Annotated in this window: 16 protein-coding genes; 12 read left to right on the forward strand and 4 right to left on the reverse strand. The window is 67.8% G+C overall.

Annotated elements, in window-relative coordinates; genetic code table 11:
* Positions 1-161: 161 nt before the first annotated feature.
* Positions 162-1,784 carry an ABC transporter substrate-binding protein gene (locus tag PAM7066_RS04075; RefSeq protein ID WP_085852876.1) on the forward strand — a complete coding sequence of 541 codons (1,623 nt, stop codon included), beginning with the start codon at positions 162-164 and terminating at the stop codon, positions 1,782-1,784.
* A gap of 37 nt (positions 1,785-1,821) precedes the next feature.
* Positions 1,822-2,136: a DnaJ family domain-containing protein gene (locus PAM7066_RS04080; RefSeq protein WP_085852877.1), complete on the forward strand. Its 315-nt coding sequence runs from the start codon at positions 1,822-1,824 to the stop codon at positions 2,134-2,136.
* On the opposite strand, the gene PAM7066_RS04085 is transcribed toward PAM7066_RS04080, so the two are convergent.
* From PAM7066_RS04085 to PAM7066_RS04095, 3 genes are read right to left on the reverse strand one after another with little or no spacing between them, the layout of a single operon-like run.
* A complete protein-coding gene (locus tag PAM7066_RS04085; protein WP_085852878.1) occupies positions 2,133-3,488 on the reverse strand; it encodes a TRAP transporter large permease in 1,356 nt (451 codons plus the stop codon). The genes PAM7066_RS04080 and PAM7066_RS04085 overlap by 4 nt on opposite strands.
* On the reverse strand, positions 3,488-3,982 hold the full coding sequence (locus tag PAM7066_RS04090; RefSeq protein ID WP_085852879.1) for a TRAP transporter small permease: 495 nt from the start codon (positions 3,980-3,982) through the stop codon (positions 3,488-3,490). The genes PAM7066_RS04085 and PAM7066_RS04090 overlap by 1 nt, the downstream gene beginning before the upstream one ends.
* Positions 3,979-5,010: a TRAP transporter substrate-binding protein gene (locus PAM7066_RS04095; protein WP_085852880.1), complete on the reverse strand. Its 1,032-nt coding sequence runs from the start codon at positions 5,008-5,010 to the stop codon at positions 3,979-3,981. The genes PAM7066_RS04090 and PAM7066_RS04095 overlap by 4 nt, the downstream gene beginning before the upstream one ends.
* 112 nt (positions 5,011-5,122) lie before the next feature.
* Between PAM7066_RS04095 and PAM7066_RS04100 the strand changes: the two genes are divergently transcribed.
* A complete protein-coding gene (locus tag PAM7066_RS04100; RefSeq protein WP_085852881.1) occupies positions 5,123-6,058 on the forward strand; it encodes a LysR substrate-binding domain-containing protein in 936 nt (311 codons plus the stop codon).
* Here PAM7066_RS04100 and PAM7066_RS19505 read toward each other — a convergent pair.
* On the reverse strand, positions 6,028-6,879 hold the full coding sequence (locus PAM7066_RS19505) for a helix-turn-helix domain-containing protein (protein WP_276326062.1): 852 nt from the start codon (positions 6,877-6,879) through the stop codon (positions 6,028-6,030). The two genes, PAM7066_RS04100 and PAM7066_RS19505, sit on opposite strands and share 31 nt — an antisense overlap.
* Positions 6,880-6,967: 88 nt before the next feature.
* On the opposite strand from PAM7066_RS19505, the gene pobA reads away from it, so the two are divergent.
* The 9 genes from pobA to PAM7066_RS04145 all read left to right on the forward strand — a co-directional run bounded on the left by pobA (position 6,968) and on the right by PAM7066_RS04145 (position 14,137).
* Positions 6,968-8,134 (forward strand): 4-hydroxybenzoate 3-monooxygenase, encoded by a 1,167-nt coding sequence (pobA, locus tag PAM7066_RS04110; protein WP_085852882.1) that lies wholly within the window; start codon positions 6,968-6,970, stop codon positions 8,132-8,134.
* A 102-nt stretch (positions 8,135-8,236) separates the two neighbouring features.
* Positions 8,237-8,617, forward strand: a complete 381-nt coding sequence (pcaC, locus tag PAM7066_RS04115) for a 4-carboxymuconolactone decarboxylase (protein WP_085853275.1) — start codon at positions 8,237-8,239, stop codon at positions 8,615-8,617.
* Positions 8,614-9,330 carry a protocatechuate 3,4-dioxygenase subunit beta gene (gene pcaH, locus PAM7066_RS04120; protein ID WP_085852883.1) on the forward strand — a complete coding sequence of 239 codons (717 nt, stop codon included), beginning with the start codon at positions 8,614-8,616 and terminating at the stop codon, positions 9,328-9,330. Before pcaC ends, pcaH begins: the two co-directional genes overlap by 4 nt.
* Positions 9,330-9,935: a protocatechuate 3,4-dioxygenase subunit alpha gene (gene pcaG, locus PAM7066_RS04125; protein WP_085852884.1), complete on the forward strand. Its 606-nt coding sequence runs from the start codon at positions 9,330-9,332 to the stop codon at positions 9,933-9,935. The genes pcaH and pcaG overlap by 1 nt, the downstream gene beginning before the upstream one ends.
* 15 nt (positions 9,936-9,950) lie before the next feature.
* Entirely contained in the window at positions 9,951-10,778 is an 828-nt protein-coding gene (locus PAM7066_RS04130) for a 3-oxoadipate:acetyl-CoA acetyltransferase (RefSeq protein WP_085852885.1), read from the forward strand.
* The gene (gene pcaD / locus PAM7066_RS04135) at positions 10,775-11,554 is read left to right on the forward strand and encodes a 3-oxoadipate enol-lactonase (RefSeq protein WP_085852886.1); all 780 of its coding nucleotides are present in this window, start codon (positions 10,775-10,777) and stop codon (positions 11,552-11,554) included. Before PAM7066_RS04130 ends, pcaD begins: the two co-directional genes overlap by 4 nt.
* A 111-nt stretch (positions 11,555-11,665) precedes the next feature.
* Positions 11,666-11,917 (forward strand): hypothetical protein, encoded by a 252-nt coding sequence (locus PAM7066_RS04140; RefSeq protein WP_085852887.1) that lies wholly within the window; start codon positions 11,666-11,668, stop codon positions 11,915-11,917.
* Complete coding sequence (locus tag PAM7066_RS18850) at positions 11,914-12,081, forward strand: hypothetical protein (RefSeq protein WP_175484575.1); 168 nt, start codon at positions 11,914-11,916, stop codon at positions 12,079-12,081. The genes PAM7066_RS04140 and PAM7066_RS18850 overlap by 4 nt, the downstream gene beginning before the upstream one ends.
* A 7-nt stretch (positions 12,082-12,088) precedes the next feature.
* Positions 12,089-14,137, forward strand: a complete 2,049-nt coding sequence (locus tag PAM7066_RS04145) for an acetyl-CoA carboxylase biotin carboxylase subunit (protein ID WP_085852888.1) — start codon at positions 12,089-12,091, stop codon at positions 14,135-14,137.
* Positions 14,138-14,174: the final 37 nt, after the last annotated feature.

Below are 14,174 nucleotides of genomic sequence, written 5' to 3' on the forward strand. Positions count from 1 at the left end.
AGGTCGGCGGAGGCTTGGGGGATCAGGGCGGCGGGGTCAAGTCACGGCTGCGGGCGCCGGGCGCGACGTTCGTTTTCCCGGACCTGCGGCGGCTTTCCGCTCGACGCGCGCGGTCTCGACCCTAACTCGTTCGTGGACCCGACAAAACGCGGAGCGGACCCATGCGCCACCCCCATGCCCTCACCCTCGCCGCGGAGGTCGCCGGGGGGCGGCTGTCGCGCCGTGAATTCCTGACACGCGCGACCTCGCTCGGCCTGACGGCCAGCGCCGCCTATGGCCTGATCGGCCTGTCGGCGCCCCGGGCCCAGGCGCAGGAGCGCCAGGAGGGGGGCACCCTGCGTATCCAGCAGGACGTCCGCGCCCTGAAGGACCCCCGAGCCTATGACTGGCCGCAGTTGGCCAACATCACCCGCGGGTGGCTCGAATACCTCGTCCGCTACGAGCGCGACGGTGCGCTCACCCCCATGCTGCTCGAAAGCTGGGAGATCGACGACGACGCCACCAGCTACGTCCTGCGCGTCCGCCCCGGCGTCACCTGGTCGGACGGCACCGCCTTCACCGCCGAGGACGTCGCCTTCAACATCCGCCGCTGGTGCGACGGCACGGCCGCGGAGAATGCCATGGCGACCCGCTTCAGCGCCCTGGTCGACGAAGAGACCAACCAGGTCCGCGACGATGCCGTGACGGTCGAGGGCGATGACACGGTCCGCCTGTCCCTGAGCTTTCCCGACGTCACGCTGATCGCCTCGTTCTCGGACTTCCCTGCCGCGATCGTGCCGCAGGATTTCGGCGGCGACCCGCTGGAAACCAAGGGAACGGGTCCCTATCGCCCAGCCGAATACGAGGTCGGCGTGCGGGGCGCGATCGAGAAGAACACGGATCACGACTGGTGGGGCACCGAGGTGTATGGGCCGGCGACGCTCGACCGGATCGAGTTCATCGACTACGGCACCGATCCTGCCTCGTGGTTCGCCGCCGCCGATGCCGGCGAGGTGGACATGGTCTACGAGACGGTGGGCGAATTCATCGACCTCTTCGACACGTTGGGCTGGGATCGGTCCGAGGCCGTCACCTCGGGCACCCTCGTCATCCGTGCGAACCAGAACCACGAACCCTATGGCGACGTGCGGGTCCGCCGCGCACTGCAACTGGCCACCGACAATACGACGCTGCTCGAACTCGGCTATTCCGGGCGCGGCGAGGTCGCCGCGAACCACCATGTGGCGCCGATCCAGCCCGACTATGCCGATATCGGGCCATCGGAATACGATCCCGAGCGCGCCATGGCGCTGCTGGAAGAGGCAGGGCAGACCGACCACGTGTTCGAGATCATCTCGCTCGACGATGACTGGCGCCGGAACACGGCGGATGCCACGGCGGCCATGCTGCGCGATGCGGGCATGTCGGTCGAGCGCAGCGTGGTGCCGGGCACGACGTTCTGGAACAATTGGTTGCAGTATCCCCTGTCCACCACCGATTGGGGGCACCGCCCGCTGGGCATCCAGACGCTGTCGCTGGCCTACAAGTCCGACGCGACCTGGAACGAGACCGCGTTTTCCGACGAGGAGTTCGACCGCATCCTGCAAGAGGCGCAGGGCATCGCGGATGCCGGCGCGCGGTCCGAACTGATGGCGCAGCTCGAGACCATCCTGCGCGAGGAAGGCGTGGTCATCCAGCCCTACTGGCGCGCGACCTATCGGCACTACGACAGCGCGATCGTCGGGGCCGAGCAGCACCCGACCTTCGAAATCCACCCCTACAGCCTGGGTTTCGTGCGCGTCTGATCTTGCACCGCGGCATGGGCCGAACAACATTGCGCCCATGCTGTTTTTCGAAAGACTGGCTCTCGAGCGCATCGAACGCGCCATGGAAGAAGGCGCGTTCGACGACCTGCCGCACGCGGGCGAGCGCCTGCCATTCGAGCCGGGCGACCCGGTCGTGCCGAAATCCCTGCGCGAGAGCGGCTATACGCCTCCCGTGGTTGTCCTGGCCCGCAAACTGGAGGCATTGCGCGCCACGCTTTCGGCCGAGACCGACCGCACGAAGCGCCGCGCGATCCTGGCCGAGATCGCCGAGACCGACATGCGCCGCCGGGTGGAGATCGAGCGCGCGGTCCGGGACGCCAGGCACGGTTAGCCCGAAAGCACCCTCGGCAGCCAGAGGGACAGGGTCGGGAACGCGATCAGGATGACGACGCGCACGATCTCGGACGCGAAGAAGGGGGCGACCCCGCGGAACGTGGTCATCATCGGCACGTCCCGCGCCAGCGACGAGATGACGAAGACGTTCATCCCCACGGGCGGCGTGATGAGGCCAAGCTCGACCACCACCAGCGCCAATATCCCGAACCAGATCTTCAGCTCTTCAGTGGACATGCCGAAGGCGGCACCCTCGGCGCCTTGCAGCGCGCCGCCGTTGATCTCGGACAGGACCGGCCAGAAGAAGGGCAGCACCAGCAGGATCATCGACAGCGAGTCCATCAGGCAGCCCAGCAGGATCAGCGCGATCAGCAGGATCAGCAGCACCATCATCGGCGTCAGGTTCGAGTTCACCGCCCACTCCGCCGCCGCCTGCGGCACCCGGGCGCGGGACATGAAGATCTTGAGAAGCTCTGCCCCCAGCAGGATCAGGTAGATCATGCCGCTCGTCGCCGCCGTCTCGAGCGCGGATTCGCGCATGTCCTGCCACGACATCGACCCGCGCAGCAGCCCGAAGACGAAGACGACGAAGACCCCGATCGCCGCAGCCGGCGTGGGGTTGTAGAGGCCGGCGTAGATGCCGCCGATCACGATGCCGAACACGACCAGCGTCGGCACGATACCGCGGGTGGCAGCCCAGAACGCGGCCTTGTCCTCGGCCCCGTGGGCCGGTCCGGATTCCGGGAAGATGCGGACGTAGATCGCGATGGTCACGAGGAACATCAGCACCGCGATGAGGCCCGGGAACAGGGCGGCGGCGAACATCGAGACGATGTTGGCCTCGACGATGATGGCGTAGACCACCAGCGCGACCGAGGGCGGGATCAGGATGCCCAACACCCCCCCGGCGGCGATGGAGCCGGTGGCGAGGGCGGGCGAATAGCCGAAGCGGCGCAGCTCGGGCAGCGCGACCTTGCCCATGGTCGAGGCGGTCGCCAGCGACGAGCCGCAAACCGCGCCAAACCCCGCGCAGGCGGCAATCGAGGCCATGGCCGTGCCGCCCCGCATCCACCCGAACCATGCGTTCGCCGCCCGGAACAGGTCGCGCGACAACCCCGTCCGGGTCGCCAGCGCCCCCATCAGGATGAACATTGGCACCACCGACAGGTCGTAGATCGAGAACTGCCCGTAGGCGAGCGTCTTGAGCTGGCTCAGCAGGATGCCGGGGCCGTTAAGCGATATGATGCCCCCTGCCCCGACGAGGATCATCGCGTAGCCGATGGGCATCCGCAGGGCGATCAGGGCGATCAGGACCAACAGTCCGATCATCCCGACGAAGACGGGATCCATCAGCGGGCCTCCGACAGGTCGTGGGTAAGGGTGGCGATCGCGGCGAGCATCAGCATGAAAAGCGAGATCAGGATCGGCACGAAGGCCCACCAGACCGGCACCTGCAGGATCGTGGTCGCGTAGGAATAGGCCTTCTGGTCCAGAAGCCCCGCCCACATCCGCCAGAGCAGAACAGCGCCGAAGCCCAGCGCCAGCAGCGACCCGCCCGCCGACAGCACCGCCACGACCCGCCTGCCGGCCCGCGCGGTGAAGATGTCGGCCGACACGTTCTGGCCGGTCAATTGGCAGTAAGGCAGGAAGGTGAAGACGGCGACGGCCACGCCCATCTCGGTCAGCTCGAAATCTCCGGCGAAGGGCAGGCCGACGAGGGGGCCGATCACCGCCCAGACGTTGACGGCGACGACCACGGCCAGAAGCCCGCAGCCGACCAGCGCCCAGGCGATGACGATCCGGCCGAGGATCCCCTCGGCCGGCGTGTTCCGGGCGTCGTTCATTCGGTCTGCGCAGCCTCGATGGCGTTGCGGGCGGTTTCCGCCAATGCCTGACCGTCGATGCCCTGTCCCGACGTCTCTTCGGTCCAGCGCTCGACGACCGGGGCGACGGCCTCTTCGAAGGCCGACCATTCCTCTTCGGTCAGCTGGATGTGGGTGTTGCCGTTCTCGACCGCGACCGCGATGCCGTTCTCGTCGGCCTGGCGCCAGACCTCGCCCATCTCGCGCAGGAAGTCCTCGCCGCTGGCATCGCGGAAGGCCTGCTTGATGTCCTCGGGCAACCCGTCCCAGCGGCCCTGGTTCATCGAGACCTGGAAGACGGACGTGCCGAGGCGCTCCTTGTTCGGGCCTTCGATCTGGTATTCGGTCTGGTCGAAGATCTTCAGCGCCGGGATGATCTCCCACGGGATCAGCGCGCCGTCGACCACGCCCTTCTGCAGCGCCTGCGGCAGTTCCGGCACCGGCATCGCGACCGGCTGGGCCCCCAGCGCCTCGATCACCCAAGAGCCCGAGCGCGAGGGGATGCGCAGCGACGTCCCTTCAAGGTCCGACGGCGCGCGGGCTTCGATGTCGCCGGTATGGATGCCCTGCCCCGCATGGACATGCAGGAACATGACCTCGAGGCCCTGATACTCCTCGGCCAGATGCTCGTCGAAGACCTCGCGCATCGCCAGGTTGGCGGCGGCGGGGTCGTTCTCGTAAACCGTCGGCAGCTCGAACACCTCGGTGCGCGGGAAGAGGCCCGGCGTATAGCCGTTCAGCGTCCAGGCCATGTCGACCACGCCGTCGCGAACCTGGCCGACCAGCTCTTGCGGACGACCGCCGAGGGTCATGGACGGGAAGATCTCGATGGCGACCTGCCCGCCCGAGTTCTCCTCGACCTGACGGGCCCAGGGCTCCAGCATCTGAGTATGGGCGGGCGCCTGCGGCCCGAGGAAGTGATGGAGCGTAAACTGATGCTCCTGCGCGTTGACCGCTCCGGCCATGAGTGCGGAGAGTGAAGCCCCGAGGGCGAGCGCCTTGAACGACATGGATATCCTCCCGAGAATCTGGTTCGTCTTGGGGGACGGTAGGCCCCCGTGACGAGATTTGCACAGGTTCGACCGCCATACCTGTAAAATTCCACCGGCGAGGCATAGCAAGATGACTATACATCCCGGCGTGAAGCTGCGGCATCTGCGGATTTTTCTGGCAATTGCCGAGGCCGGCTCGATCTCGGCCGCAGCCCGTGCGTTGGGCATCGCGCAGCCCTCGGTGTCGAAGGCGCTGGCCGACCTCGAGGCGATGGTGGGCGCGCGGCTTCTGGAACGGGCCGGGCGCGGGGTCGCGCTGACCACGCGGGGCGACACGTTCCGCCGCCACGCCGCGCAGGCGCTCAAATCGCTCGACGCCGGATCCGAAGCCGTCCGGGGGGCCGCGCCGGGGCGGGTGTCGGTCGGCGTCCTGCCGACCGTAGCGGGCGGCTTCTTTCCCGACGTGGCGCTGCCGTTCCTGAAGCAGCATCCCGACATGCGGCTGTCGATCACCACCGGATCGCACCTTCACCTTCTGGGAGAGCTGCGTGCCGGCCGGATCGACATGATGCTGGGGCGGATGCCCGACACGGCCGAGATGCCGGGGCTGCGCTTCCACTGGCTCTACGACGAGGAAATCGTCCTGGTCGCCCGGCCGGACCACCCCCTTCGCGAGCGTCCCGCCGAAGAGGCGCTGCGCCGCGCACCGCTGATTCTGCCGCCCGAGAGCGCCATCATACGACGCGCGGTCGAGGATTACCTGACCGCCATCCATGTCACGCAGCCCGAGGTTTCGGTGCAGACGGTCTCGCTCGCGCCCGCGCTGCGGTTCCTCGAAGGGTCGGAGATGCTGTGGTTCATCTCGCGCGGCGTGGTCGAACGGGAATTGCAGCGCCGGACGCTGGTGTCATGGCCGCTGGACGCGCCTTTCCTTGCGGGTGCGGTCGGCATGACAACGCGGGCGAACGAGCGCCACAGCCCCGGCCTGCGCCTTCTGCACGACGCGCTGAGCGCCGCGGCCCCACCCCGACCCGGTCAGGCAGTCTCGGACCGCGAGGCACGGTAGGCGCTGGGGCTGACCCCCTCGGCCCGGCGGAACGCGCGGGAAAAATACGCCGGATCGTCGTAGCCAAGCGCATGGGCCACCGACGCGACCGAGAGGCGGGTATAGGCAAGGTGCCGCCGCGCCTCCTGCATGCGCCGCGCATCGATGAATTGGGCTGGGGATTGGCCGGCCATGGCCCGCGTGATCCGGCCCAGATGCTCGGCCGAGACGCCGATCTCGCGAGCATAGTCCCCGACCGGGCGCCGCGCGGCCGGGTCGGCGCGGATCAGCGCCTCGAACCGCCGCATGTGGCGCAGGGCAGGAGGGGGGGCGTCGCCGCCGCCCTCGCCCTCGGATCGCAGGACCGCCGCCGCGATCTCGACCGCGCGCGCGCGCAGCACCGCGTTGCGGAGCGGCAGCGCCCCGGCCAGTTCGCCGCGGATCGCGTCGAACAGTGCGCCGATTCCCGCCGGCGCGTGCACCATCCGCCACTGCGACAACGGTTCCGGGGCATCGCCGAACAGTTCCGGCAGCGTGTCGGGCAGGACGCTGAGGACGTGCCCCTCCTGCCCGCCGGGAAAGCGGAAGGCATGGACGGCGAAACGCGGCACCGAGATGAGGCTCGGGCGTTCGATCCGAATCCGGTGGCCATCCAGGGAAACCTCGGCCCCTGCCCCGTCCAGGTGGAAGAACTGGTGGAGGATGCCGTGCCGGTGCGGCGCGATCGTCCAGCCGAGCCCGCTGGCACGGTCCACGATCCGCTCGCAATGCATGATGTCGGGAAAGAGCCGCGTCTCGCCATAGAGATCATAGGCCGGAATGGAGTCCGAAGCTTGGCTCATGCCGGGAAAGTACAAGAGTTCGGCGGCCCCGTCCATTCTGTCGCACCCGCGGGGCGCTACCCTTGCGGTGAGAACGAGGGAGGAGTCCATGCGCACGAGTGTCGCGATCATTGGCGGCGGGCCCGCCGGCCTCATGCTGTCGCAACTGCTCAACCGGGCGGGCATTGCGACCGTGGTGCTGGAACGGCGCAGCCGTGAATACGTGCTGTCGCGCATCCGCGCCGGTGTCCTCGAACACGGCACGGTCGAGATGATGCACCGGGCCGGCATCGCCGAACGTATGGAGCGCGAGGGTCACCCCCACGCGGGCTGCTACCTGTCCACCGAACGCGGCAAGTTCCGTGTCGATTTCCAGGAGCAATGCGGCCACAGCGTCATGGTCTATGGCCAGACCGAGGTGACGCAGGACCTCTATGCGGGGCAGGACGCGCTCGGGGCGCACGCAATCCACGAGGCGCTGGACGTCAGACCCCATGACATCGACGGCGACCCCTATGTCACCTACGAAAAGGACGGTGAGACCCACCGGATCGATTGCGACTTCATCGCCGGCTGCGACGGGTTCCACGGCGCCTCGCGCAAGGCGATTCCCGGCGACAAGAAGCGCGAGCTGGAGCGCATCTACCCCTTCGGCTGGTTGGGCATCCTGTCCCGCACCGCCCCCGCCGCCGAAGAGCTGATCTACGCCAACCACCCGCGCGGCTTCGCGCTTGCCTCGATGCGCAACCCGCAGCTGTCGCGCTACTATATCCAGGTCCCGATGGACGACTCGCCGGACAACTGGTCCGACGACGCCTTCTGGACGGAGTTGAAGTTGCGTCTGCCCGATGACGTGGCCGAGGGCCTCGAGACCGGTCCCTCGATCGAGAAATCCCTCGCCCCGCTGCGCAGCTACGTCTGCGCGCCGATGCGGTTCGGCAAGATGTTCCTCGCCGGCGACGCCGCCCATATCGTGCCGCCCACGGGCGCCAAGGGGCTGAACCTGGCGATGTCGGACGTGCACTACCTGAGCGAAGGGTTGATCGCGCATTACAAGCGGGGGGATGGCAGCGGACTCGACGGCTATTCAAACCGTGCGCTCACGCGCGTGTGGCGGGCGATCCGCTTTTCGTGGTGGATGACGTCGATCCTGCACCGCTTCCCGGATCAGGACGATTTCGACCAGAAAATGCAGGAAATGGAGCTTGAAAACCTCCGCGACCTCGACGCCGCCCGTCGCGCCATGGCGATGAACTACGTGGGCCTCCCCTTCTGAAGCATACCTCGCAGGCTATGGACCAGGGCGCGAAACCGCACTTTCCATGCCGTTTCCTACGCGCCAATATAGCCGCGAGGTAAAAAGATGGAGGCGCCGGACATGACAGACCGTCACGCGCAGGGAATGGCCGTGCGCCGTTCCGTTCTGGGCGACGACCACGTGGACCGGGCCGAGGCGAAACGGACCGAGTTCGACAGCGCGTTTCAGGACCTCATCACCGAAAGCGCGTGGGGGACGGTGTGGGCCTCGGACGCAATCAGCCGGCGCGAGCGGTCGATGCTGACCATCGCCCTGCTTGCCGCCACCGGCAATTTCGAAGAGATCGCCATGCATGTCCGCGCCACCGCCCGCACCGGGGCAAGCCCGCAGGACATCGCCGAGGCATTGCAGCATGTCGCCATCTACGCTGGAGTGCCGCGCGCGAACCACGCGCTGAAGATCGCCCGCGAGACGTTCGCCGAGATGAAGGAGCAGCCATGACTGCCGAGTATTTCCAGCGCGACCGTCGCTGGCACCCGCCCGCCTACACGCCCGACTACAAGACGACCGTGGCGCGCAGCCCGAACCTGCCGCTCCTGTCGGTCGAGAACTCGCTGTCCGAAATCACCGGCCCGACCTTCTCCCACGCGGGTTTGGGGCCGCTTGACCACGACCTGATCCGCAACTTCACCGGCGAGGAAGCGATCGGCGAGCGCACGATCGTCCATGGCCGCGTGCTGGACCAGAACGGTCGCCCCGTGAAGGGTGCGCTTCTGGAGGTCTGGCAGGCCAACGCGGGCGGGCGCTACCGGCACAAGAAGGACGGCTACCTCGCCCCGGTCGACCCGAATTTCGGCGGCTGCGGGCGGTGCCTCACGGACGAGGACGGCTACTACTTCTTTCGCACGGTCAAGCCGGGCGCCTACCCGTTCCGCAGTTTCTCGAACTCGTGGCGGATGGCGCATATCCACTTCTCGATCTTCGGCGCCGGCATGACCCAGCGCCTCATCACCCAGATGTATTTCGAGGGCGACCCCCTGCGCGCCCAGGATCCCATCGCCAACACGGTGCCCGACCAGGCCGCCATCGACCGGCTGGTGGCGCCCCTGGACCTCGAGGCGTCGGTGCCGCTCGACAGCCTGGCCTACCGCTTCGACATCGTGCTGCGGGGACGCCGGCAGACCATGTTCGAAAACAAGCTGGAGGGCGCGTGATGCCGCTGGAATATCCCAAGGAAACGCCTTCCCAGACCGCCGGCCCCTTCGTCCATATCGGTATGATGCCCCGCGTCGCCGGCTTCGAGGTGTTCGAGACCGAGCTGGGACAAGTGCCCGCGGCCGAGGGCGTGCCCGGCACGCGCATCACAATCGAGGGTCGCGTGCTCGACGGGACCGGCACGCCGATCAAGGACGCGCTGCTCGAGATCTGGCATGCCGATGCGGAAGGCCGCTACGCCCATCCCGAGGATCCGCGCGTGAACGAGGTGCATGAGGGTTTCACCGGGTTCGGACGCTGCCACACCGATCTCGACACCGGCACCTTCACCATCGAGACGATCAAGCCCGGCGTGATCCCCGGGCGCCATGCAAGGCCGCAGGCGCCGCACCTGAACATCTGGATCGTGGCGCGGGGCATCAATATCGGCCTCCACACCCGGATGTATTTCCCCGACGAAGAGAATGACGACGACCCGCTGCTTGGCATGGTGGAACACCTTCACCGCCGCGCCACCCTGGTCGCCTCGGCCACGGGCGAGAACGCTTACCGCTTCGACATCCACCTGCAGGGCCCGCAGGAAACCGTCTTTCTCGACATCTGACGCCCGAGGACCTTGATGCCCAACCCCGCCATCATCTGCGTCGCGATCACCGGTTCGGTTCCGACCAAGGCCGACAACCCGGCCGTGCCGGTGACGATCGACGAGCAGGTCGCCTCGACCCGCGAAGCGTTCGAGGCGGGCGCGACCATCGCCCACTGCCACGTCCGCGACGACGAGGGGAAGCCGACCAGCGACCCCGCCCGCTTCGCCGACCTCAAGGCCGGAATCGAAGAGGCCTGCCCGGGCATGATCGTCCAGCTCTCGACCGGCGGCCGCTCCGGCGCGGGCAAGGCGCGGGGCGGGATGCTGTCGCTGGCGCCGGACATGGCGTCCCTCTCGGTCGGGTCGAACAACTTCCCGACGCGCGTCTACGAGAACCCGCCCGACCTGGTGGAATGGCTCGCCGCAGAAATGCGCGAGCACGGCGTCGTGCCCGAGATCGAGGCCTTCGACCTCAGCCACATCTACCAGGCGAAGGCGATGCACGACCGGGGAGAGCTGACCTCGCGCCCCTACGTGCAGTTCGTCATGGGCGTGAAGAACGCCATGCCCGCCGACAAGCGGGTCTTCGATTTCTATGTCGAGACGGTGAGGACGCTCTTCGGTCCGGACGCGCCGTGGTGCGCCGCCGGGATCGGGCGTCACCAGGCCGAGATCAACGAGTGGGCCGCGGAAGCGGGCGGGCACCTGCGCACCGGGCTCGAGGACAATATCCGCCTCGACCGGAACACGCTTGCCCCCTCGAACGCCGCGCTGGTCGAGCGGGCCGCGAAGATCGTCCGCAGCCACGGCCGCAGCGTTGCGGCGCCGGACGAGGCGCGGCGAATTCTGGGGCTAGGATGAGCTTCGCGCGGATCGACGGGACGGTGATCCACTACCGCCACCGCGAGGGCGTGGGGCTGCCAGTGGTATTTCTGAACTCCCTCGGCACCGATTTCCGCATCTGGGAGGGGGTGATCGACCGCCTGCCCGCCGAGCTGCCGCTTCTGCTGATGGACAAGCCGGGCCACGGTCTCAGCCAGGCGGCCGCGACGACGATGGAGGGCTACGCCCGATGCGCCGCCGGCCTGATGGCGCTGTGCGGGATCGAGCGCGCGCTGATCTGCGGCGTGTCGATCGGCGGGATGATCGCTCAGTCACTCGCGCTGTCTCGGCCTGACCTGGTCGCCGGCCTGATCCTGTCGAACACCGCGGCCAGGCTCGGCGACACGCAAAGCTGGCAGGATCGGCTGGATACGCTCGACCGCATCGGCCTCGCCGGCATGGCGAATGCGGTGCTCGAACGCTGGTTCTCCGATCGCTTCCGCACCGAGCACCCGGTCGATCTGGAAGGCTACCGCGCCATGCTGACCCGCACCCCGGCCGATGGCTACGCCACCGCCTGCGCCGCCATCCGCGACACCGACCTGCGCGACCGGGTCGGCGAGATCGACGTCCCCACGCTGTGCCTCGCCGGAACCGAAGATCTCGCGAGCCCGCCCGATGTGGTCCACGGCCTCGCCGATGCGATCCCCGGCGCCACCTGCCGCGACATCGAGGGGGTCGGCCATCTGCCGATGATCGAGGCTCCGGCAGCCGTTGCCGCGGCCATTCTGGATCACCACGCCCGCCTGTCGTGACGATAGCGCCTGCCGGCGCGTGACCTTGCCGTGTTTCCACCTATCCTGTGACCCCGTGGGGAACAGACGGGGGCAAGGGAATGACCGAACCGGTCGACCGGACGCCGGCTGATGGCGGGGCAGGACATGTGGAATGTCGCCCGGATCGAGCGGCCGGGCACCGGCGCGCTGCAAGTGACGGATGGCTCCAACGGCGCGCGCGGCGGTGACGACTCCGTCCACGGGACCCGTTCGGCTGCGTTCCCCCTCGGCATCGCGCCGTCCGAAGATCCCATCCACGAAGACGCAAGATCTTGCATAAAGGGCTGTATCGTGAAGCAATATGATGGCATCCAATGGATGGAAACGGAGGGACCCCGATGACGCAACTTCCGGCCCGCATCGCCGCAGCGCTCTGCCTGGCGCTGCTTGGCGCCGCCTGCCAGCCCATCCCCCAGGATGGCGGAATCTTCGGGACTACCGGCGGCCCGCAATACGCCCCGGACGATCCCTGCAAGGGCGTGGTGCCGCAGCTCTGCGCATATTGAGGACCCGATGTTCAAGAAGCTCTTGATCGCGAACCGGGGCGAGATTGCCTGCCGCGTCATCAAGACGGCGCGCCGGATGGGTATTCAGACCGTCGCCGTCTATTCCGACGCGGACCGCAACGCGCTGCATGTCCGCATGGCCGACGAGGCGGTCCATATCGGCCCGCCGCAGGCCAACCAGTCCTACATCGTGATCGACAGGATCATGCAGGCGATCCGCGACACCGGCGCCGAGGCGGTCCATCCCGGCTACGGCTTCCTGTCCGAGAACCCGAAATTCGCCGCCGCGCTGGCGAAGGAAGGGGTCGTCTTCGTCGGGCCGCCCCAGGGTGCGATCGAGGCGATGGGGGACAAGATCACCTCGAAGAAGCTGGCCGACGAGGCGGGGGTGTCCACCGTCCCCGGCCACATGGGCCTGATCGAGGATGCCGACGAGGCCGCGCGCATCGCGACCGAGATCGGCTACCCGGTGATGATCAAGGCCAGCGCGGGCGGCGGCGGCAAGGGGATGCGGATCGCCTGGAATGACGACGAGGCGCGCGAGGGGTTCCAGTCCTCGAAGAACGAGGCCGCCAACAGCTTCGGCGACGACCGCATCTTCATCGAGAAGTTCGTCACCCAGCCGCGCCATATCGAGATCCAGGTCCTGGCCGACCAGCACGGCAACTGCATTTACCTGGGCGAGCGCGAATGCTCGATCCAGCGGCGCAACCAGAAGGTCATCGAAGAGGCACCGTCGCCCTTCCTCGACGAGGCGACGCGGCGGGCCATGGGCGAACAGGCCGTCAGGCTGGCGCAGGCCGTCGGCTACACCAGCGCCGGAACGGTCGAGTTCATCGTGGACGGCGACCGCAACTTCTACTTCCTCGAGATGAACACCCGCCTGCAGGTCGAACACCCTGTGACCGAGCTGATCACCGGCGTGGACCTCGTCGAACAGATGATCCGCGTAGCGGCGGGCGAGAAGCTGTCGCTGGCGCAGGAAGACGTGACGCTGACCGGCTGGGCCATGGAGAGCCGGCTGTACGCAGAGGACCCCTATCGCGGGTTTCTTCCCTCCATCGGTCGCCTCACCCGCTACCGCCCACCGCAGGAGGTCGCCGCCGGCCCGCTGGCCGAGGCCGGCAAGTGGCACGAAGCCGACGCGCCCGCGGGCGAAACGGCCGTCAGGAACGACACCGGCGTCTTCGAGGGCGGCGAGATCTCGATGTATTACGACCCGATGATCGCGAAGCTCTGCACCTGGGGGCGTGACCGCGCGCAGGCGATCGAAGGGATGCGGCTGGCGCTCGACCGGTTCGAGCTCGAGGGAATCGGCCACAACCTGCCCTTCCTTTCCGCGGTCATGGACCACCCCAAATTCACCTCGGGCGACATGACCACCGCCTTCATTGCCGAGGAATATCCCGACGGCTTCTCGGGGGCCGAACTTCCCGAAGCCGAACTCTCGCGCATCGTGGCGGCGACCGCGGCTATGAACCGCGTGGTCGACATCCGTCGCACGCGCATCTCGGGGCGGATGGACAATCACGAGCGGCGCATCGGCAACGAGTGGGTCGTCGTGATCGGCGGACACGAGACGGCCGCCATCGTTGAAGCGGACCGCGATGGCGCGACCGTTAGGTTCGACGATGGCAGCGCCCACCGGGTCACCTCGGACTGGCGCCCGGGCGAGCCGTTGGCGATCCTGCAGGTGGACGGCGCGCCTCTGGTCCTGAAGGTGAACCGCATCACCGGGGGTTACCGGGTCCGCACCCGCGGCGCCGACCTGGTGGTGAAGGTCCTCACCCCCCGGCAGGCCGAGCTTGCCCGCCTGATGCCCGAGAAGGCCGAGGCCGACACGTCGAAGATGCTCCTGTGCCCGATGCCGGGCCTCGTCGTGAAGCTGCATGTCGAGGAAGGCGCCGAGGTGCAGGAGGGTCAGGCGCTCTGCACCATCGAGGCGATGAAGATGGAGAACATCCTGCGCGCCGAGAAGAAGGGCAAGATTTCGAAGATCAACGCGGCCGAGGGCGACAGCCTTGCCGTGGACGAAGTGATCCTGGAGTTCGAATAGAGCGATCCGCCCCACAACCAGCGAGGCAACGATGGAG

Origin of the sequence: Palleronia marisminoris (assembly GCF_900172315.1) — a bacterium.
GTDB classification, from domain to species: Bacteria; Pseudomonadota; Alphaproteobacteria; order Rhodobacterales; family Rhodobacteraceae; genus Palleronia; species Palleronia marisminoris.

Bases quoted from the DNA above. Each gene is read 5' to 3' on its own strand.
- PAM7066_RS04075 (WP_085852876.1), top strand. From the start codon at position 162: ATGCGCCACCCCCATGCCCTCACCCTCGCCGCGGAGGTCGCCGGGGGG.
- PAM7066_RS04080 (WP_085852877.1), top strand. From the start codon at position 1,822: ATGCTGTTTTTCGAAAGACTGGCTCTCGAGCGCATCGAACGCGCCATG.
- PAM7066_RS04085 (WP_085852878.1), bottom strand. From the start codon at position 3,488: ATGGATCCCGTCTTCGTCGGGATGATCGGACTGTTGGTCCTGATCGCC.
- PAM7066_RS04090 (WP_085852879.1), bottom strand. From the start codon at position 3,982: ATGAACGACGCCCGGAACACGCCGGCCGAGGGGATCCTCGGCCGGATC.
- PAM7066_RS04095 (WP_085852880.1), bottom strand. From the start codon at position 5,010: ATGTCGTTCAAGGCGCTCGCCCTCGGGGCTTCACTCTCCGCACTCATG.
- PAM7066_RS04100 (WP_085852881.1), top strand. From the start codon at position 5,123: ATGACTATACATCCCGGCGTGAAGCTGCGGCATCTGCGGATTTTTCTG.
- PAM7066_RS19505 (WP_276326062.1), bottom strand. From the start codon at position 6,879: ATGAGCCAAGCTTCGGACTCCATTCCGGCCTATGATCTCTATGGCGAG.
- pobA (WP_085852882.1), top strand. From the start codon at position 6,968: ATGCGCACGAGTGTCGCGATCATTGGCGGCGGGCCCGCCGGCCTCATG.
- pcaC (WP_085853275.1), top strand. From the start codon at position 8,237: ATGACAGACCGTCACGCGCAGGGAATGGCCGTGCGCCGTTCCGTTCTG.
- pcaH (WP_085852883.1), top strand. From the start codon at position 8,614: ATGACTGCCGAGTATTTCCAGCGCGACCGTCGCTGGCACCCGCCCGCC.
- pcaG (WP_085852884.1), top strand. From the start codon at position 9,330: ATGCCGCTGGAATATCCCAAGGAAACGCCTTCCCAGACCGCCGGCCCC.
- PAM7066_RS04130 (WP_085852885.1), top strand. From the start codon at position 9,951: ATGCCCAACCCCGCCATCATCTGCGTCGCGATCACCGGTTCGGTTCCG.
- pcaD (WP_085852886.1), top strand. From the start codon at position 10,775: ATGAGCTTCGCGCGGATCGACGGGACGGTGATCCACTACCGCCACCGC.
- PAM7066_RS04140 (WP_085852887.1), top strand. From the start codon at position 11,666: ATGGCGGGGCAGGACATGTGGAATGTCGCCCGGATCGAGCGGCCGGGC.
- PAM7066_RS18850 (WP_175484575.1), top strand. From the start codon at position 11,914: ATGACGCAACTTCCGGCCCGCATCGCCGCAGCGCTCTGCCTGGCGCTG.
- PAM7066_RS04145 (WP_085852888.1), top strand. From the start codon at position 12,089: ATGTTCAAGAAGCTCTTGATCGCGAACCGGGGCGAGATTGCCTGCCGC.